This window comes from Acidimicrobiia bacterium (assembly GCA_040880805.1).
Classification (GTDB): Bacteria; Actinomycetota; Acidimicrobiia; order IMCC26256; family DASPTH01; genus DASPTH01.
On record JBBDHW010000056.1, the window covers coordinates 35,891 to 55,844 of the forward strand.

Genomic DNA, 19,954 nt, shown 5'->3' on the forward strand with positions numbered 1-19,954 from the left:
TGGGTGCTACAGCATCAGGCTGGCGTGGCGGGCCCAGTCGACGAACGTCGCGGGGACGACACCCAGAATGAGCGTCATCGCCGCGGTGACGGCGAGCACCACGCCGGTCCACGTGTCGACCCGCCAGCCGAACGGCACCCGAGGCTTCTCTTCGGCGGCTTCTTGGTCGGTCTCGGGCCTGGCGACCGAGAGCGCGACCCGCAGATACGCGAACGCGGCGATCACCGTGGCCACCGCGCCGATGGTGACCAGCGCGTACTCACCGGCTCGGCTCGCGGCAGAGAAGACCTCCACCTTGGCGATGAAGCCTCCCGTGAGCGGGATACCTGCCTGCGCGAGCAGGAAGAAGATCAACAGGCTGCCGAGCACGGGACGGCGGAAGGCCAGGCCGCGGTAGCCGTCGATCGAGTGATCGTCGTCACCCCTCATCGAGAGCACCGTGACGATTGCGAACGACCCCACGACCATGAACGTGTAGACGAAGAGGTAGAAGAGCGCGGCTTCGACCCCGCGCGGCGTGGCCGCCTGGAATCCGATGAGCACGTAACCCGCGTGGGCGATCGAGGAGTACGCGAGCAGACGCTTCACATCGGTTTGGAGCGCGGCGCCGACGCTGCCCACCAGCAACGTGAGCACGGCGAGCACCCAGACCGCGGGCCGCCAGTCGGTGCGATAGAGCGGGAAGGCGACGAGGAACACCCGCATCAGCGCGGCGAATCCGGCCACCTTCGTCGCCGACGCCATGAAGCTCGTGATGGGGGTGGGCGCGCCCTGGTACACGTCGGGCGTCCAGGTGTGGAACGGCACCGCCGCGACCTTGAACCCCAAGCCGACGAGCAGGAGCGCGAAGCCCGCAACCAGCGTTCCGGTCTCGAACAGTGTGTTCTCGGCGAGGAAGCGCGCGATCCCCGTGAGCGACGTGGTACCGGTCGCGCCGTACGTGAGCGCGATCCCGTAGAGGAAGATCGCGGACGAGAACGCGCCGAGCACGAAGTACTTGATGCCCGCTTCCTGTGAGCTCAGCCGGCGTCGATCGAATGCGGCGAGCACGTACAACGGAATCGACAGGATCTCGAGCGCCAGGAACACGACGACGAGGTTGTTGGCAGTGGTCATGACGACCATGCCGAGACTGGAGAAGAGCACCAGCGCGAGGTACTCGGGTGCTTCGAGCCCCTCGCGACGGAGATAGGCGACGGATACCAGGAGCGCGAGCGCCGTCGCGATGACGACGACGATCCCGAGATAGACACCGAAACCGTCGACGCGCACCATCCCCGACATGGTGCTGATCGGGCCGTCGTCACGAACGTGGATCCACTGCCAGGCGAGCGTTCCTCCGGCGGCGAGGACACCCCCGCCCGCGAGGATCAACCCTGCGAGCGTGGCGCCGGGGCGCCGGCGGATGACGGCGCGGAGGAGCACGATCAGAACCGCCGCGCCGGCAAGCGCGATCTCGGGCGCGATCGCGAGCCAGTCGACGTGCGGGGTGGTGATCGGTGTGACGACGGCGTTCACTTCTTCGGCTCGCCGTCTCCCGCCACGCGCAGGATGTCGTGCGGCTTGGGCTCGCGGTAGTCGCTCTTGCGCTCGAGGTTCGCAACCGCACGCTTGACCGAAGGCTGGATCCGGTCGAGCGCGGCCTTCGGGTACAGGCCGAGGAACAAGCTCAACGCGATCAGCGGCGCCACCACGACGACCTCACGCAGGTTGACATCGCGCATCTTGGCGTTCTCGCCCTGCGGCTTTCCGGTGAACACGCGTTGGAACGCCCACAGCGAGTACACCGCGGCGAGGATCACGCCGAACGTCGCGACGATCGCGTACGGACGATCGGAGACGAACGCGCCGAGCAACGACAAGAACTCACCGATGAAACCGGAGAACCCGGGCAAGCCGATACCGGCGAACAGGGCGACGAGGAAGAACCCGCCGAGGATCGGCGCGGCCTTCCACACGCCGCGGAACTCACTGATCTCGCGCGTGTGTCGCCGCTCGTACAGCATGCCGACGACGAGGAACAGCGCGCCGGTGGTGAGCGGGTGGCTCAACATCGTGAAGACCGCGCCGTTGATGCCGATGACCGTGAGCGAGAAGATCCCGAGCACGACGAAGCCCATGTGCGCGACCGACGAGTAGGCGATCACCCGCTTCAGGTCGGTTTGCATCGTCGCGACGATCGCGCCGTAGATGATGCCGATCACCGCGAGCACGAGGAGCAAGGGCGCGAGGTCGACCGATGCCTGCGGGAACAGCTCGAACGAGAACCGGAGCAAGCCGTACGCGCCCATCTTCAGGATCACGCCGGCCAGCACGACCGAACCGGCGGTGGGCGCCTCGGTGTGCACGAGCGGCAGCCACGTGTGGAACGGGAACAGCGGCGCCTTGATCGCGAATGCGGCCAGGAAGCCCAGGAACAGCACCACCTCAGTGGTCCCGGACAGGCCGTTCCAGTCCGCGAGGACCCGGAAGTCGAAACTCAGGGATCCGGTGTCGGCCTCGTGGATGAAGCCGAGCGCGAGTGTCGCCGCGAGGAGGAACGCCGACCCGAAGGCTGTGTACAGGAAGAACTTCATCGCCGCGAAATCGCGGCGCTCGCTTCCCCAACCCTGGATGAGAAAGTACATGGGAACGAGCATCAGTTCCCAGAACACGAAGAACAGGATCAAGTCGAGGGACAGGAAGATGCCCATGATGGCGCCCTCGAGGAGCAGGAACCATGCGACGTAGGCCTTCACCCGGTGCGTGATGTATCGCTCCGACGAGAGCAGCCCGAGCGGGAACAACAACGCGGTCACCGCGATCATGAAGATGCTGATGCCGTCGACCCCGACGATGTACCGGACGCCGAGCGCGGGGATCCAGGGGCGGTCCTGGACGAACTGGAATTGCACCGTTTGCGTATTGAAGTTCCAGAGGAGCCACGCAGCGAAGCCGAAGGTGATCATCGTTGCCGCGTAACCGATCGCCTTCGCGATCTCCGGGCGGTGCGCGGGAACGAACATCGAGACCAACGCGCCGGCAATCGGGACGGCGATGACCACCGACAAGATCGGGAAGTCGCCCATCGCTACCCGGCCCGCACGACGAGAAAGAGGAGGAGCGCAACCGCGCCGAACGCGATCCCGAGCGCGTAGCGACGGACGAGCCCGTCCTGCACGTGACGGAGCCCGAGGGCTGCGCGCTTCACGAGACCGCCCACACCGTCGACCGTGCCGTCGATGATCTTCCGGTCGATCACACGGTCGAGCCAGTTCGCGAAGCCGCGGCCCGGGCCGTCGACGGCGCGGGAGACGGCGGCGTCGTAGTAGTACGCGTGTCCGAGCACGGGCGCGACGACGCGGAGCCGGGCGTCGAGCGGTTCCACCGCTGGGCGTTCCAGACCCCGGCGGTACAGCCGGTAGGCGATGAAGATGCCGACGAGTGCCAGTACCACCGATACCACTTCGAGAACGAGGCCCTGGACGAACGACGAGGGGTCGGCGACAGCGACCCCGCGGAACGACGGTTCGAGCCAGTCGTCGAACCACTCGGTGCTCTTGAACGGCGTGTTGAGAAAGCCCGCGACCGCAGCGAGGGTCGCGAGCGCCAGGATCGGGATCACCATGATCCACGCCGACTCGTGGGGCGGGTGCTCGTTGTGGGGAGCGACCACCGGGGCGCCGTACGAGACCGTGGGTGAGGGATCGCTGTCGGCGCGGTCCTCACCCTGGACGGCTTCCTCGGCCGCCGTCGTGGGCTGCCAGCGCTCGTTGCCGTAGAAGGTCAGGAAGATGAGGCGCGTCATGTAGAAGCCCGTGAACACCGCGCCGAGGAGCGCCACGATCCAGAGCCCGTAGTCGTCTTCGAGGAAGGCCGTGCTGATGATCTCGTCCTTGGAGAAGAAGCCCGACAGCGGAGGGAGGCCGGCGATCGCGAGCCATGCCACGACCATTCCGAACGCGGTGTACGGGAGGAACTTTCGGAACCGGCCCATCACGCGCATGTCCTGGTTGTCGTGGTTCCCGTGGATCACGGAGCCCGCGCCGAGAAACAAGCAACCCTTGTAGAAGGCGTGGCAGACCACCATGAAGACTGCCGCGCTGTACGCGCCGATGCCTACCGCGAGGAACATGTAACCGAGTTGGCTGACCGTGGAGTACGCGAGCACGCGCTTGATGTCGGGCTGCATGATCGCGACCGTCCCCGCGAGCAACGCGGTGATGCCCCCAACCCACGCGACGACGGTCATCGCGTCGCTGCTGACGTCGAGGAACGCGTGCGCGCGGCACAGCAAGAAGACACCGGCGGTGACCATGGTGGCTGCGTGGATCAGCGCCGAGACCGGCGTAGGGCCTTCCATCGCGTCCGGCAGCCAGAGGTGCAGCGGAATCTGCGCGCTCTTCCCGACTGCCGCGGCCAACAGCAACAGCGCGATCGCGGTGGCGGTTCCCGACGACACGAACTTCGCGCCGACGCCGAGCGCGGTGTAGTCCAGCGTGCGGTACGACGCGAAGATCAGGAACATTGCGAGCAAGAAGCCGACGTCGCCCACGCGGTTGGTGACGAAGGCCTTCTTGCCCGCGACTGCTGCGGAGTTGCGCTCGAACCAGAACGACACCAGGAGGTACGAGCAGAGCCCGACCCCCTCCCAACCGAGGAACGTGACGAGGAAGCTCGATCCGAGGACGAGGATCAGCATCGACGCCGCAAAGAGATTCATGTAGGCGAAGAACCGGCTGAACCGTGGGTCGCCGTGCATGTAGCCGATCGAATACAGGTGGATCAGCAAGCCCACGCCGGTGACCAGCAGGATCCAGGTGACCGACAGCGGGTCTGCATAGAAGCCCATGTTCACGCGGAGCTGACCGGCCGGGAGCCACGACCAGAGGTTCACCACGTTCACGCGCGCGTCGGAGGGGAGCTGGATCATGGCGAAGAACATGACGAGCGACCATGCGAACGCGAGCGCCATCAGACCGTTCGCGATCCAACCGCCGATCGGCTCGCGCATGCGCTTCCCGAACAGGAGCAGCAGGGCGGAGCCGAGCAACGGCAGCGCCGGGACGATCCAGACGAGGTCGAGGAGATTGCGCGCGTCGCGTGCGCTCACTGCGCGCCGTCCCGGAGGAGGTCGAGGTCGTCGGCCGTTGCGCCCCGGCGTCGCCGGAAGATCGCCACGATGATGCCGAGCCCCACCGCGACCTCGGCCGCGGCGACGACGAGGGTGAAGAAGACGATGGCCTGACCCCGGATGTCGTTCAGCTCACGGGCGAACGACACGAACGTGAGGTTGACGGCGTTGAGCATCAGCTCGACGCACATGAACATCACGATCACGTTGCGCCTGATCAGCAACCCGACGGCACCGATGGTGAAGAGCATCGCCGCGAGCACCAGGTAATACGTGGACGTGATCGTCATCGGGCAGGTGCTTCCTGCTCGTCGTCGGCCAACGAGTCGTCGGGTCGTTGGCCGCTGCGACGGGCGAGGACGACGCTGCCGACGACGGCGATGACGAGCAGGGCGGAGGTGATCTCGAACGGCCAGAGGAAATCGGTGAACAGCGCCCGCGCCACGCGCTCGACGTTGCCGCCGAGATCGCTCGCGCCACCCTGGATGTTGTGCAGCGCGTCGGCGTGCTTGCCCGTGGCCCATTCGTGTCCGGCCAGGAACAGCACCTCCGCGAGCAGGATCACACCGAGCGCGATCGCGGCCGGACGTTGGAACGGAATCGGATCGCGGAGCGACTCCTCGCGGTCGACGCCGAGGAGCATGATCACGAACAGGAACAGCACGACGATCGCGCCCGCGTACACGATGATCTGCACCGCGGCGAGCAGGTGCGCCTGCTGCTGGACGAAGAAGATGGCGACACTCACGAGGGTGACGACGAGCGCCAGTGCGGAGTGCACGGGATTGCGCGCGAGCACAACCCCGAGCGCGCCTCCGAGCGCCAGCGCCGCGAAGATGAAGAAGATCGCCTCGGTCACGACCCCTGACCACCTCTTTCGTCTTTGGCCTCTTCGTCTTTGGCTTCTTCAACTGACTGTCCGATCTCGGGTGCGCGCACACCGAACCCGAGCTCACCCGACCAACCCACGCGGCCTTCGTAGACCGCTTGCCCGGACGGTGCCGTCGCGCGCATCCACGCGCTCGTGTCGTCGTCCTCGCCGCCCAACCAGAGCTCCCACGGTTGACGGCGCGCCCGGCCGTCGTCGTCCACCAGGAGCTCTTCCTTGGTGTAGATCGCGTCCTCTCGGTTGGAGAACGAGAACTCGAACAGCTTGGTCTCGGTGATGGCTTCGGTGGGGCACGCCTCGACGCAGAGATCGCAGTGGATGCAACGCAGGTAGTTGATCTCGTAGACGAAGCCGTAACGCTCGCCCGGTGACACCGGCGCGTCGGGCGGGTTGTCGGCGCCGCGCACGTAGATGCACTGCGCCGGGCACACGCCCGCGCAGAGCTCGCACCCGATGCACTTCTCCATGCCGTCTTCGTAACGGTTGAGGACGTGCCGGCCGTGGAAGCGCGCCGGCTTCGGCCGCTTCTCGAAGGGGAAGCGTTCCGTGACCTTGCCGCGCCGGATCTGGCGCAGCGTGACCGCGAACCCGCTCAGCCAGCCCACTACTTGATCTCCTCCAGCAACTCGGTTGTCTTCGGGACCGAGGCGTAGAGCACGGCGCCGATGGCGATCCCACCGGCGATGACCGCGGGCAGCACGATCCACATCGACCAGTCCTGTTCCTTCGCCACCACGACGACGCCGGTGATCATCACCCAGATGAAGGCGAACTCGATCAGGAACTTCCAGCCGAGCGCCATGAGCTGGTCGTAGCGCAGCCGCGGCATCGTCGCGCGCAACCAGACCGTGAGGAACAACAGCACGATCACCTTCGACATGAACCAGAACACCGGCAGCACCCACACGTTGAACCAGCCGTTCGCGGCGAGAAAGCCCAGGCTCGGACCCGACGGACCGCCGAAGAAGAGCGTCACCGCGATCGCGCTCATCGTGATGAGGTTCATGAACTCGGCGAGGTAGAAGATCGCGAAGCGGATGCCCGTGTACTCGGTGAAGAAGCCGCCGGTGAGCTCCTGCTCGGCCTCGACGAGGTCGAACGGCGGGTGGTTCGTCTCGGCGACGGCGGCGATCAGGAAGACGAACAGCGCGCCGATCGCGGGCAGCCAGTACCAGCCGTTCACGATCGACTCCACGCCGGTCCAACCCTGCTTGATGACGATCGCACGAGTGGAGAGGGTGTTCGACTGGATGAGCACACCGACGATCGCGAGCCCGAACGCCGCTTCGTAGCTGAGGAGCTGCGCCGACGCGCGGACCGAGCCGAGCAGCGGGTACTTCGACCCCGATGCCCAGCCTGCCAGCATCACGCCGTAGATGCCGAGGCCCGACATCGCGAGGAGCAACAGGATCCCGAGTGGGATGTCGACGAGCTGGAGGAACGTCTGGTGTCCGGCGATCGTCACGAGACCGCCGATCGGCACGATGCTGAACGCGAGGAAGGCGGGCAGCAGCGACAGGTACGGCGCGAGGTAGAAGATTTTCCGGTCGGCCGTGGTGGGTACCGACTGCTCCTTGAAGAAGAGCTTGATGCCGTCGGCCAGTGTCTGGAGGAGACCGAACGGGCCCGCGCGGTCGGGACCGATGCGGTTCTGCATGCGCGCGATGACCTTGCGCAGGAACCAGATGTACATGAGCACGGACAGTAAGAGGAGCGCGAACACCGCGATCGTCTTGCCGATCACAATGAGCACGACCGTGAGATCGACGCCGTTCGAGAACAGCGGATCGGCGGTCGCGAAGCCGGTCACCGTTTCTCCTTCATCGTGTCGTCTCGACGCGGAGCTCGGTGACGGAAGCGGCCACGTCGACCACGTCGTTCGGGCCGACGGCGGCGTCCTGCGCGAAGGCCATGAAGCACGTGCCGGGTGCGACCGCGGTGTCGGTCTGCACCGGCAATTCGATACTGCCGCGCGCGCTCGTGACGCGGACGGTGTCACCCTCGGCCGTGACACCGACGCGGGGTAGATCGTTCGGGTGCACCACCAGTGCGGGGCCGGGTGCGAGCGAGGAGAGCGACGGGCTCGACGCCACGGTGCGCCCGGCGTCGTAGAGCGTGCGGGCAGCCACGAGGCGGAGACTGTACGCGTCGGGCGGGACTGCGACCGGTGCCGTCGCGACCCGGTCCCAGCGGTAGAGCGCGGGCGCAGCGAGAGTCAGCGGCACCGCCACGAGCGACACGTCGGTCTCGGGGGCCGGGGCAGGCCGGATCGGCTCCCACGACACACCCGCCGACACCTGAGGTGTCGTGTGAAGGACGATCTCGTCGAGATGCTCCGCGATCGGCACGACCGCTCCGTCGCGCGCGTGGTTCAGCAGTGCCGCGTCGACACCGGCGTACGCAGGCGCCGCTCGCGCGATCTCGTCCTGCACCTCGTCGACGGTCTCGAGCCCGAAGTCGGTACCGAGCCGGAGCGCGAGCTCGGCGGCGATGCGCCAGTCCTCCATCGTGGTCCCCTCGGGGGTGACCAGACGCGCGAGCCGCATCACCCGACCCTCCAGGTTGGTGGTGCTGCCGGTCTTCTCACCCCACACCGACGTGGGCAGGAAGACGTTGGCGCGTTCCGAGACATCGGAAGCGAATGCGCCGACTGCGACCACGAAGCGCACCTCGTCGAACGCGCGGGCGACGAGCGCGCGATCAGGGAAATCGGAGAGCAGATCGGTGCCGAGCAACACGAGCGTGTCGATCTGGCCGGCAGCCGCCGCCGCGAGGATGCCGGCCGCGTCGAGCCCGCGCGCGCCCTCGATGGCGACGCGGCCGGGTCCGAAACCGGGGGTGAGGCCCATGTCGAGGGCGCCGTGGACGTTGCCGCGTCGCAGCGACGACAAGAACTTCACGTCGGGGAGCTCCGCGAGCGCGGCCGCGCCCGCGACCACGGCGTCGGGTGACTCCGCCAGCGACTGCCGGCCGAGCACCACGACGAGATCACCTTCGCGTCCGTCGAGTGCAGCGACCGCGCGTTCGATCTGGCCGTCGCCCGATGCGGTGCCGTCGCCGGCAAGGGCGCGAGCCAACGCGCGGGCGACCGTCGCAGCCTCACCCGGTGCGTGGCGCAGGACCGCCGACGCCTCGCGCGTGAGCCCGGTGGCGCGGGGCGCGATCTCGACGACCGGCACACCGAGGTCGATGGCGGCGCGACGCACGCGCAAGTGAAGCACCGGCAGCTCTTCCTTGAGGTCCGGGCCGAGGAGCACGATGCCGCGCGCGCGATCGAGATCTGAGATCACGGCACGCGGGAGGCCGAGCACGACCTCCGCGGGAAGGCCATCGCCGAGTTGCGCGTCGACGTTGTCGGTACCGAGCACGCCCTTCGCCAGGCGCGCCCACACGTACGCGTCCTCGTTGGTACCGCGTGCACCGCCGAGCACGCCGATCGACGACGGCCCGCCGCCCTTCCGTTCGGGCACGGAGCCGTCTTTCCGTTCGGGCACGGAGCCGTCTTTCCGTTCGGGCACGGAGCCGGCGTCGAGGGCGCGTCGCAGCCCCGCGGCCGCGGCGTCGAGTGCCTCGGGCCACGAGACCTCTTCGAGACCGCGAGGCGTTCGCACCATCGGTGCGCGCACGCGATCCGGCGAGTGCACCCACTCGTACCCGTAGCGGCCCTTGTCGCACAGCCAGCCCTGGTTCACCGGCTCCGAGTCGACGCCGAGCAGGCGCACGATCTGGTTCGAGGTGCTCTGGAGCGCGCCCCGGCAGCCGACCGCGCACGTCTGGCACGACGTCTCGACGGTCTGGAGATCCCACGGCCGGGCACGGAAGCGGTAGGCCGACGCGGTCAGTGCACCGACCGGACAGATCTGGACGGTGTTGCCGGAGAAGTACGACGAGAACTTCTCGCCGGGGTACGTGATCACCTCGGTGTCCCCGCCGCGGCCACCGAAGTCGATCAGCGGGTCGCCGGCCACTTCCGCCGCGAAGCGCGTGCACCGACCGCACTGGATGCACCGCTCGCGATCGAGCAGCACGAGATCGCTGATCGCGATCGGCTTCTCGAAGTGACGCTTCTCCTCGACGAAGCGCGACTCGCCGGGGCCGAATGCGAGGGTCTGATCCTGGAGCGGGCACTCACCGCCGCGATCGCACACGGGGCAGTCGAGCGGGTGGTTGACGAGGAGGAACTCGAGCACGCCGTCTTGCGCGTTCTTCACCACATCGCTCTGCGTGCGCACCACCATGCCGTCGGCAACGGGCGTCGCGCACGAGATCTGCAGGCCGCGCATCCCTTCGACCTCGACGAGACACATGCGACACATCCCGACCGGCTTCATGCGCTCGTGCCAGCAGAACCGCGGGATGTACGTGCCGTGCTGCTGCGCCGCTTTGATGAGGAGCTCACCGCGCGCAACCTGGACCGCCACACCGTCGATGGTGACCGTCACCACATCGGGTCCCGGCGCCACGGGGAGGGCGTACTCGTAGTCTGACGGCCACTGCGACATGGGAACTGCCATCACCATTGCGCTGCTCCCGCTCCGCTACTTCCGCTCGCTGCGCTCGCTCCATCCGCTCCACTCGCAGCGCGTGCTCCACTCCCTGCGGTCGCTCCGCCGCCCGTGCCGATCCTCGTCACACTCATACAGCGGCCGTCACTTTCAGGGAGTTGCGGCGCGCGGTGTCGGCACTCATGCGCTCGATGATCTCGTCGCGCCAGAAACGGTTCAGGCTCACGACCGGGGACATCGTGCTCGGACCGAGCTGGCAGATCGTGGTCATCCCCGGAGGCCAGCCGAGACCGGGCGCGAGGTTATTGCCGAACCCGAGCATCAGATCGAGGTCTTCGGGGCGGCCGTAGCCATGGAGCATCCGGTACAGCACCTTCTCCAGCCAACCGGACCCTTCACGGCACGGGGTGCACTTGCCGCACGACTCGTGCGCGAAGAACTTCGCGATACGCCACGCGACGAGGAGCGGGTCGACCGTCTCGTCGTAGACCATCAACGCACCCGACCCCAGCATCGTGGTCGCGCTCAACTCGCTCTGGACATAGTCCATGTCGAGCGGTGCATCGAGGTGCTCCTCGAGCAACCACGGTGACGACGCGCCACCCGGAATGAAAAACCCGAGTTTCTTGCCGCCTCGCACACCGCCGGCGAGACCCTCGATCAGATCGCGGAATGTGATGCCCAGCTCCACCTCGTAGTTACCCGGGCGCTCGACTTGGCCGGAGACCGAGAAGAGGCGCGTGCCCTTCGACCGGTTGACACCCATGGCCGCGTACCACTCCGCGCCGTTGCGCATGATGTGCGGGACCGTCGACAGCGTCTCGATGTTGTTCACGATCGTGGGCTTGGCGTAGACGCCCTGCACCGCCGGAAACGGGGGCTTGATCCGCGGCATCGCGCGTTCGCCCTCGAGGCTGGAGAGCAACCCGGTCTCGTCTCCCGCGATGTAGCAGCCCGCGCCGCGGTGCAGGATGATCTCGAGTTCGTAGCCCGACCCCTTGACGCTCTTGCCAACGAAGCCACGCGCGTACGCGTCGGCGAGCGCCTGTCGGAGACGCTCGGCGCCGAGCGCGAACTCCCCCCGGAGATAGACGAATGCGTGGTGAGCCTGGATCGCGTACGACGTGATCACGATCCCTTCGATGAGCTGGTGAGGATCACCCTCGACGAGCATGCGGTCCTTGAACGTCGACGGCTCGCCCTCGTCGCCGTTGACCGCGAGGTAACGCGGGAACACGTCCTTCGGCAGGAACGACCACTTCTGGCCGGTGCCGAACCCCGCGCCGCCGCGTCCGCGCAGGCCGGAGTCGACGACTTGCTGGACGATGTCCTCGGGTGCGCGGTCGAACAGCGCGTCGAGCGTTGTGTACGTGCCGTTCGCGAGCGCGGCATCGATCGTCCACGAATCCTCCGGATGGTCGCGGAGGAACTTCGTGACGACGCGTGTTTCTTGTGCTGCCATCAGCCGGGCGACCCCGAAATCGTGCGCGCGACTCGCGCGCCACGCTTGTACTCGTCGATGATCGTGACTGCCGCGTCGGGTGTGAGCGGCCCGTGGAACTCGTAGTTCACCTGGATGACCGGGGCAAGATCACACGCCGCCACGCACTCCACCTCTTCCACCATGACCTCGGGATCGTCCGCGTACCGGCGCTCGAGGTGGTCGAGGAGCTCGGGCCCGCGATTCACGAGGCAGCTCACGTTCGTGCAGACCGACACGATGAGCTTCCCGACCGGCTCGCGCTTGAACATCGTGTAGAAGGAGCATGTCCCGAGCACGACCGCGGGCGTGAGGTCGAGGAGGCCGGCCACCTCTTCCATGGCTTGCGGCGTGACCCAGCCGTCCTGGTCCTGCGCGAGGTGCAGCAGCGGGAGCGTCGCCGACTTCTTGTGCGGATAGCGGGCGATGATCTCGCGCGCCTTCTCGAGATTCGCCGGGTTGAACGACATCAGCGATCGACCTCTCCCATGATCGGGTCGATGCTCGACACGATCGCCACCGCGTCGGCAAACATCCCGCCGGGGACCATCGCGTCCATGGACTGGAGGTTGTAGAAGGACGGCGCGCGAACGTGGAGGCGCACGGGCTTCGACGTGCCGTCGGACACCAGGTAGCAGCCGATTTCACCGCGCGGGGATTCGACCGCGACGTAGGTCTCCCCCGGCGGCACGCGGAATCCCTCCGTGAACAGTTTGAAGTGATGGATGAGTGCTTCCATCGATTCGTCGATGCGCGCACGCGGCGGCGGCGTGATCTTGCGATCCTGCACGCGGTAGTCACCCGCGGGCATCCGGTCGATGCACTGCTTCACGATCTTGATCGACTCGAGGATCTCGTAGAGACGGATCTGGTAGCGGTCGAAGACGTCGCCGTTCTCGGTGTAGATCACGTCGAAGTCGACGTCGTCGTACGCGAGGTAGGGCTGGGCTCGGCGCAGATCCCACGCGAAGCCGGTTGACCGCAGGATCGGCCCGGTCGCACAGAGTGCAAGGGCTTGCTCGGTGGTGATCACGCCGACGCCCACCGTGCGCTCGCGCCAGATCGGATTGTCGGTGAGCAGCTCGTTGTACTCGCTCACCCCGCGTTCGACGAGGTCGCACACTTCGAGCGTTTCCTCTTGCCAGCCGTCGGGGAGATCGGCCGCGACACCACCGGGCCGGATGTAGTTGTGGTTCATCCGCAACCCGGTGATGGTCTCGAGCAACCGCAGCGTGAACTCGCGCTCGCGCCAGCCGTAGATCATCATCGACACCGCACCGAGGTCCATGCCGTTCGTCGCCTGGAACAGAAGGTGCGACGACATGCGGTTGAGCTCGACCATCAGCATGCGGATCCATGTCGCGCGTGGTGGCACCTCGAGATCGAGGAGCCGTTCGACTGCCGTCGAGAACACGAGCTCGTTCGAGAGCGGCGCCGCATAGTCCATGCGCGTGACGTTGGTCGCCCCCTGCACGTAGGTGAGCTCCTCGCCGGTCTTCTCCATGCCCGTATGCAGGTAGCCGACCACGGGTTTCGCGCGCAGCACGGTCTCGCCGTCGAGCTCCATCATGATTCGGAGCACGCCATGGGTCGACGGGTGCTGTGGACCCATGTTGATGATCATCGTGTCGTCGACGTCGGGCCACGGCCCACCGGTCAGCACGACCTCGCGCGCACGCGCTTCACCCGTGAGCGGGCTGAGCTTCTGCGCGCCCTCGTCGGTCTGCGACTCGAGCCTTGCTTGCTCTGGCTCGTCGGCTGCGCGATCGCTCATGCGCTCCCTCCTCACCTTGGACCTGGATCTTCCTTGAAGGTCACGGGGACGCGCGACGGCGAGTCGTCTTTGCGGAGGGGATGACCAATCCAGTCGTCGGGCATCAGGATGCGCGAGAGATCGTCATGGCCGGGAAAGTCGATCCCGAAAAGGTCGAAGATCTCGCGCTCCGCGAACGCGATGCCGGGGTACACGTCGACGATGCTCGCGATCTCGAGCTCGTCGGGAGACACTTCGCAGATCGCGCGGATGCGCCGGTTGCGAGGATGGGAGAGGAAGTTCGCCACGACCTCGTAGCGTTCCGAAGAAACTCCCGCCGGCACCGTGCGCTCGGCGTCGACGAGGTGATCCACGGCGGTCACGTCGACACACTGCGTGAACCGCTGCTCGTCCCGGAGGAGCAGCGCGAGGTCACGCCAGTGCTCGCGGCCGACGTAGACGACCGTCTGCCCGTGGGAGTCGACAACGGTGGTGCCGGGGAAGCGTTCGAGGACGGCTGCCGCCACCTCGTCGGGAAGCTCGTGAACTTCTTCACGAGGGCTGTCGCGGTCGTCAGCCACAGGCCGGTTGCCGTCACTCACCGCGCGGCGGGGACGCCGTCGCGCTGGTCGACCTGGATGCGGGCGCCGCCACTCTCGGTTTCGTCGCGCCGCCGCATGATCTCGCCCGACTTGATCTGGTCGTACAGGGTGAGGATGCCGTGCATGAGCGTCTCCGGACCCGGCGGACATCCGGGCACGTAGACGTCGACCGGGACGATCTGGTCGACGCCCTGCACGATCGCGTAGTTGTTGAACATGCCGCCGGTGCTCGCGCACACGCCCATCGAGATGACCCACTTGGGCTCCACCATCTGGTCGTAGACCTGACGGAGCACCGGCGCCATCTTCTGGCTCACGCGCCCGGCGACGATCATGAGGTCGGCTTGACGCGGGCTCGCGCGGAAGATCTCCATTCCCCAACGGGAGAGGTCGTAGTGCGCGGCGCCCGCACCCATCATCTCGATCGCGCAGCACGCGAGGCCGAACGTCGCGGGCCAGATCGAGTTGCGGCGCGCCCACTTGACGAGATCCTCGACCCGAACGGTCAGGAAGTTGGCTTCGATCGATTCGAGGCCCATCTACGCGGCCCTCTCGGGTGCGTCGTGCGTCACGGATTCAGGATCGAGGCCGTCGCGACCGGGCATGCCCACTGCGCGCAGGATCGTGGTGCCGGCTCGGGCGGCGACCTGCTTCACCGGACCCCAGTCGAGCGCACCGGTGGAGAGAAGGTACGCGAACGGCACGAGGAGCACGAGGAGGAAGACACCCATCGCAACGAGGCCATAGGCGGCAAGACCGCGGAAGATCGTGGTGAAGGGGTAGAGGAAGATGATCTCGACGTCGAGGACGATGAACGCCATCGCCACCAGGTAGAACTTCACCGGGAACCGCTCGGCGGGCTCGAACTCGGGAACGATGCCGCACTCGTACGGCGCTTCCTTTGCGGACGTCGGGCGGCGGGGCCCGAGCATTTTCGACGCCGCGAACGACAGCGACGCGAAGAGCACCACGAGAATGACCAACGTGAGGATCGGCAAGTAGTCGCGCACGCCTTTTCCACACCCCTCGAACCGGGATACTCCGCTCGACTCGGCCGCGTTCGGCCGTCGGATCGCAGGCTATCCGAACCGTCCCAGGCGGTGCCGTTTGCGGGCTCGGCCACGCGCCGCAGTCGCGCGGCACCAGACCGCGCGACTGCAGGTCCGCGTACGGTCCTCGACACATCGGGCAGGCTCCGACCGCTCGCGAACGGTTCCTGCTAGCGTCATCGCAACTCCGGGCCACGCCTGCTGCATATGCCTGTCTTTCGCCGCTCGCTCACCCTCGTCGTTGCCGCGACCCTGGCACTGCTCCCCGCTTTTTCAGCCGCCGCGTCGACAGCCGACGACCTCGATGCTGCCAAGCAACGACTCGCCGGCGCGCGTTCAGCCGCAAACGACGCGAGGGCTGCAGCGCACAACGCCGAGGTCAAGCTGGAGGAAACCGAGAGTCACATCGCGGATCTCGAGCTGGTGATCTCCGACCTGAAGGCGCGCGCGGCGGCGCTCCACGACATCGTCGTCAAGCGCGCGCAGTACGCCTACACGCACGCCGGGAACGACATCGACGTCGTCGTGGGCACCGACGATCCCCTCTCGGCGGCACGGGGCAAGGCACTCATCGACCAGGCGAACCAGAAGGACAACACCGCGGCGAAGCGCTTGACTGCGATCAACAGCGATCTGCGCGACCAAACGTCAGCGTTGCACGACGAGGAGAGCAAGCAACGCACGGTCAAGGACCAACTCGACGCGCGCAACAACGAGTTCCAGGCAGCGTTCGACGACGCACAGCAGGCCGCAAACGCGCTTCAGAATCAGTACGACCGTGAGATCGCAGCAGCGCAGGCGGCGGCGCGGCAGGTCGAGCTCGAACGGCTCGAACGTGAGCGCGCCGAGCTGCTCGCGTCGCAGCCGGTCACCAACGCCAACCTCGGCCCGGGCCAGATCCTCGTGAACCCCGGCGGCGGGGCGTTCATGTGCCCGGTGTTCGGCGCCGCGTACACCGACGACTACGGCGGCGGGCACTACGGCATCGACATGTTCGCCCCGATCGGTGCTCAGGCGTTCGCGGTGAAGGCCGGCACCGTGCGGTACGTCGCGAGCGAAGGAGGCGGCGGCAACACGGCGTACGTCGCCGCGAACGACGGCAACACCTACTTCTATGCGCACCTCTCCCAGTTCGTCGGCGGTCCGCGCTCGGTGTCACAGGGCGAGGTGATCGGGCTCACGGGGATGACGGGCAACGCCAGAGGACCGCATCTCCACTTCGAGATCCGGCTCGGCGGAGTCAACGGCTCGCGTATCGACCCGTATCCCACGCTCAAAGCGGCAGGCTGCTGAGCCGACAACGTCAGCAGCGACCGACGACGAGGTCGCTGACACCGTTGCCGTAAGGAGGCACCGTCACATGACTCAACCGCACGTGCGTACCGCGAAGGTTCTCGACCCGAGCTACGTCGAGGATCTCGACGCGCGCTCCGTGGACGAGCTGCGGCTCATGCACGCGGAGTGCCTCGAGCTCGAGACGGAGGTGTCGTACGTGCGGCGCCTCACCCAGGCTCGCATCGACATCCTCGAGGCGGAGATCGGGCGTCGCGAGCGAGGCGAGTCGATGGAAGACCTCATCCGCGCACTGCCGGAGATCCTCGCTGACACCGGCCCGCGTGCCACACCGGCGGCCAGCCACCTCCCGCTCCAGATGGCCCCGGCGCAAGACAGCGAGTGGGCACCCGAGCTCGAGGAGTTCGACGGGCTGCTCGCCAACCTGCCGATCCTCTCGGACGACGGACTCGTCGACGCCATCGACCGCCTCCGTGCGCTCGAGCGTGACGTGTCGTCGGAACGCCGCGGATTGCACACGGTCATCGACCGCATCGACCTCCGCCTCGGAGTACTGCTCAACACGCAATAGGCCTGACCATTCGCCAGTAGGATTGTCGGCGTTATGCAGCGGGTGGCCATGCTGAGCGTCCACACGTCGCCGCTGGCGCAGCCGGGAAGCGGCGACGCCGGCGGTATGAACGTGTATGTGCACGCACTTGCTTCGGCGCTCGCGCGCGCCGGTGTCGCGGTCGACGTGTTGACACGCCTCGAACACCCCGAGCAGCCACCGGTCGTGGTCGTCGAGCCGGGCTACCGCGTGATGCACATCGAGGCCGGACCGTGCGCGCCGGTTCCTCGGCACGCGTTCCCCGAGCTCGTCGCACCTTTTGGCGAAGCCGCGCGCGCAACGCTCGAACGGTGCGGCACCGACTACGACGTGCTGCACGCGAACTACTGGGTCTCGGGCGCGGTGGGACACCGGCTCAAGCACGAGCTCGACCTTCCGCTCGTCACCACGTTCCACTCGCTCGATCGCGTGCGCGCGTCGGTCGGACTCGGCGACGAGATCACGTTGCGACCGCGCGTCGAGGCCGAGGTCGTGCGCTGCGCCGATCTCGTGATCGCGGCTACTAGCGATGAACGCGACCAGCTCGTGCGCTACTACGGCGCCGATCCCGAGCGCGTCGAGATCGTCCCCCAAGGTGTCGACCCACGGTTGTTCTCGCCCGGCGACCAGGCGGCTGCCCGCCGTGCGCTCCGGCTCGACGACGGGCCCGTGCTGTTGTTCGTGGGGCGGATCCAGCCGCTGAAGGGCGTCGACCTCGCGGTCGAGGCACTCGCCCGGCTCGAGACACGCCGAGCCACGCTCCTCGTTGTCGGCGGGCCGAGTGGTCTCGAAGGCGAGGCCGAGCTCGAGCGTGTGCACCGCCGGGTCGAAGACCTCGGGCTCGAGGCGCGGGTGCGGTTCGTCGCGCCGCAGCCGCACGCGAAGCTCGCGACCTATTACCGCGCCGCCGACGTCTGCATCGTGCCATCGCGCTCGGAGTCGTTCGGTCTTGTCGCGCTCGAGGCCGCCGCGTGCGGCACACCGGTCGTCGCCACGAACGTCGGAGGTCTCCGCTTCGTCGTCGACCACGGCTCCACCGGCTATCTCGTCGACGGGCGAGATCCCGACGACTTCGCGGTGCCGATCGACCGGATCCTGCGCGGCGATGCGGGCCCGATGGCCGAACGCGCGGTCGAACGCGCGGCCGGCTACCGATGGAACATCGCCGCCGCTCGGCTTCGGCGTCACTACGACGACCTCGCGCTCCGCGCCCTCGTGCAGTGCACCTGAACATTGTGGAGGCTGAGCGACTCACCGTCGACCCAATGGGCATCGACAGAGCGCACGCGTTGATCGCCGCGCACCTCGAGGGCCCGGTCGCGGCCGAGTCGTACATCCAGCACGTCGAGTACGACCCCGAGCTCCGGCGTTGGTACGTGCGTTTCACCTGCGACGGTCGTGACGCGACGACGATCTACTTCGACCTTCACGAGCGCACGTTGCGCTACGAGGTGTACTTCCTTCCCGACCCGCCCGCGAACCATCTCGAGCTCTACGAGTACCTGCTGCGCCGCAACCACACCATGTACGGCGCGCGTTTCTCCATCGGGCCCGACGGCGACTTCTATCTCGTGGGCCGCGTCGCACTCGAACACCTGACCGTGACCGAGCTCGACCGCGTCATCGGCGTGCTGTACGAGCTCGTCGAGCGCTGGTTCCAGCCGGTGGTGCGCCTTGCCTACGGTCCCCGGATCGCGCCCCTTGCAGGAAACGGCAAGTAGCGTTAGATTGCCTGAAGCGGCGCTGACAGGCGCCGAAGTGTGCTGGGTCCGAGGTGCAGGAGCGTCACCCCGTTCGGGGAAGTGCGGGGCGACTCGAGCGTTCCTCGGGCCCTCGCACGTTCCTCCTCCGTCCCGCCCGCCCCGTTGCGATGTTTGGTGCGATGTGTGGTGCGATGTGTGGTGCGATGTTTGGTGCGATCACTGGTTGCGATCACACCATGCGTGCACGTCATGGCGGTTTACCCTGATCCGATGAACCTTGCTCTGCTCGGTGGCGGCAGAATGGGCGAGGCGTTGGCGCGGGGTTTGCTCGCCTCCGGTTGGGACGGCGAAGCCATCGCGATCGCCGAGATCGACGGCGATCGGCGACGCGTCCTCGAGGAGCAACTCCCCGGCGTGCGCGTCGTTCCGAGCCCCGCCTGGGCGGCCGCCGACGTCGACATCATCGTGATCGCGGTGAAGCCGGGCGATGTCGCCGGCGTCCTCGAAGCGTGTACGCCCACTCTTCCCGAGCACGCGCTCGTGCTGTCGATCGCGGCCGGGGTGACGCTCAGTGAGCTCGAGGCCGCAGCCGGCAACCGTCCTGTCGTGCGCGCGATGCCCAACACGGGTGCGCTCGTCAGAAAGGGGGCGGCCGCGATCGCCGCGGGGACGCGAGCCGAAGAGCAACACCTCGAGCTCGCGGAGCGGGTGCTGGGCGCAGTCGGCACCGTCGTTCGCGTGCCGGAGGCTCACCTCGACGCGGTCACCGGACTCTCCGGCTCCGGACCCGCCTATGTGTTCCTTCTCGCGGAGGCGATGACCGAGGCCGGTGTGCTCGTTGGCTTGCCGCGTTCCACCGCTGCAGCACTTGTCCGGCAGACGTTGCTGGGTGCAGCGACGCTCCTCGAAGAGACCGGCGAGAGTCCGGAGTCGCTGCGCGCCCCGGTGACCTCCCCCGGGGGCACCACCCCCGCCGGC

18 protein-coding genes and 1 pseudogene are annotated in these 19,954 nt (G+C 67.2%); 5 read left to right on the top strand and 14 right to left on the bottom strand.

Going from position 1 to position 19,954, the window contains the following annotated elements; all coding sequences use genetic code 11:
• Positions 1-6: 6 nt before the first annotated feature.
• The 14 genes and pseudogenes from WD271_14985 to ndhC form a co-directional block, all read right to left on the bottom strand.
• Positions 7-1,518, bottom strand: coding sequence for an NADH-quinone oxidoreductase subunit N (locus tag WD271_14985; GenBank protein MEX1009129.1), 1,512 nt, complete (start codon positions 1,516-1,518; stop codon positions 7-9).
• A complete protein-coding gene (locus WD271_14990; protein ID MEX1009130.1) occupies positions 1,515-3,068 on the bottom strand; it encodes an NADH-quinone oxidoreductase subunit M in 1,554 nt (517 codons plus the stop codon). Before WD271_14990 ends, WD271_14985 begins: the two co-directional genes overlap by 4 nt.
• Before the next feature lie 2 nt (positions 3,069-3,070).
• On the bottom strand, positions 3,071-5,092 hold the full coding sequence (gene nuoL, locus WD271_14995) for an NADH-quinone oxidoreductase subunit L (GenBank protein ID MEX1009131.1): 2,022 nt from the start codon (positions 5,090-5,092) through the stop codon (positions 3,071-3,073).
• Complete coding sequence (gene nuoK, locus WD271_15000) at positions 5,089-5,403, bottom strand: NADH-quinone oxidoreductase subunit NuoK (GenBank protein ID MEX1009132.1); 315 nt, start codon at positions 5,401-5,403, stop codon at positions 5,089-5,091. Before nuoK ends, nuoL begins: the two co-directional genes overlap by 4 nt.
• A complete protein-coding gene (locus tag WD271_15005; GenBank protein MEX1009133.1) occupies positions 5,400-5,972 on the bottom strand; it encodes an NADH-quinone oxidoreductase subunit J in 573 nt (190 codons plus the stop codon). The genes nuoK and WD271_15005 overlap by 4 nt, the downstream gene beginning before the upstream one ends.
• A complete protein-coding gene (gene nuoI / locus WD271_15010) occupies positions 5,969-6,607 on the bottom strand; it encodes an NADH-quinone oxidoreductase subunit NuoI (GenBank protein ID MEX1009134.1) in 639 nt (212 codons plus the stop codon). The genes WD271_15005 and nuoI overlap by 4 nt, the downstream gene beginning before the upstream one ends.
• The gene (gene nuoH / locus WD271_15015; GenBank protein MEX1009135.1) at positions 6,607-7,812 is read right to left on the bottom strand and encodes an NADH-quinone oxidoreductase subunit NuoH; all 1,206 of its coding nucleotides are present in this window, start codon (positions 7,810-7,812) and stop codon (positions 6,607-6,609) included. The genes nuoI and nuoH overlap by 1 nt, the downstream gene beginning before the upstream one ends.
• 10 nt (positions 7,813-7,822) lie before the next feature.
• Positions 7,823-10,516: an NADH-quinone oxidoreductase subunit NuoG gene (nuoG, locus tag WD271_15020; protein MEX1009136.1), complete on the bottom strand. Its 2,694-nt coding sequence runs from the start codon at positions 10,514-10,516 to the stop codon at positions 7,823-7,825.
• A gap of 121 nt (positions 10,517-10,637) precedes the next feature.
• Positions 10,638-11,969: an NADH-quinone oxidoreductase subunit NuoF gene (gene nuoF, locus WD271_15025; protein ID MEX1009137.1), complete on the bottom strand. Its 1,332-nt coding sequence runs from the start codon at positions 11,967-11,969 to the stop codon at positions 10,638-10,640.
• Positions 11,969-12,457, bottom strand: coding sequence for an NAD(P)H-dependent oxidoreductase subunit E (locus WD271_15030; GenBank protein ID MEX1009138.1), 489 nt, complete (start codon positions 12,455-12,457; stop codon positions 11,969-11,971). The genes nuoF and WD271_15030 overlap by 1 nt, the downstream gene beginning before the upstream one ends.
• Positions 12,457-13,761, bottom strand: a complete 1,305-nt coding sequence (locus WD271_15035) for an NADH-quinone oxidoreductase subunit D (protein ID MEX1009139.1) — start codon at positions 13,759-13,761, stop codon at positions 12,457-12,459. Before WD271_15035 ends, WD271_15030 begins: the two co-directional genes overlap by 1 nt.
• A gap of 11 nt (positions 13,762-13,772) precedes the next feature.
• Entirely contained in the window at positions 13,773-14,321 is a 549-nt protein-coding gene (locus WD271_15040; GenBank protein ID MEX1009140.1) for an NADH-quinone oxidoreductase subunit C, read from the bottom strand.
• Between the two features lie 62 nt (positions 14,322-14,383).
• Positions 14,384-14,881: pseudogene (locus tag WD271_15045) on the bottom strand (NADH-quinone oxidoreductase subunit B family protein).
• Positions 14,882-15,352 carry an NADH-quinone oxidoreductase subunit A gene (gene ndhC / locus WD271_15050; protein ID MEX1009141.1) on the bottom strand — a complete coding sequence of 157 codons (471 nt, stop codon included), beginning with the start codon at positions 15,350-15,352 and terminating at the stop codon, positions 14,882-14,884.
• 246 nt (positions 15,353-15,598) lie between these two features.
• Here ndhC and WD271_15055 point away from each other — a divergent pair, with 246 nt between their 5' ends.
• The 5 genes from WD271_15055 to proC all read left to right on the top strand — a co-directional run.
• On the top strand, positions 15,599-16,684 hold the full coding sequence (locus tag WD271_15055) for a M23 family metallopeptidase (protein MEX1009142.1): 1,086 nt from the start codon (positions 15,599-15,601) through the stop codon (positions 16,682-16,684).
• Positions 16,685-16,751: 67 nt separating this feature from the next.
• Entirely contained in the window at positions 16,752-17,255 is a 504-nt protein-coding gene (locus WD271_15060) for a hypothetical protein (GenBank protein ID MEX1009143.1), read from the top strand.
• A 33-nt stretch (positions 17,256-17,288) separates the two neighbouring features.
• Positions 17,289-18,503, top strand: a complete 1,215-nt coding sequence (locus WD271_15065; protein ID MEX1009144.1) for a glycosyltransferase — start codon at positions 17,289-17,291, stop codon at positions 18,501-18,503.
• Between the two features lie 35 nt (positions 18,504-18,538).
• Positions 18,539-18,994, top strand: a complete 456-nt coding sequence (locus WD271_15070) for a YbjN domain-containing protein (protein MEX1009145.1) — start codon at positions 18,539-18,541, stop codon at positions 18,992-18,994.
• Positions 18,995-19,246: 252 nt separating this feature from the next.
• On the top strand, positions 19,247-19,954 hold a 708-nt coding region (proC, locus tag WD271_15075), incomplete at its 3' end, for a pyrroline-5-carboxylate reductase (GenBank protein ID MEX1009146.1).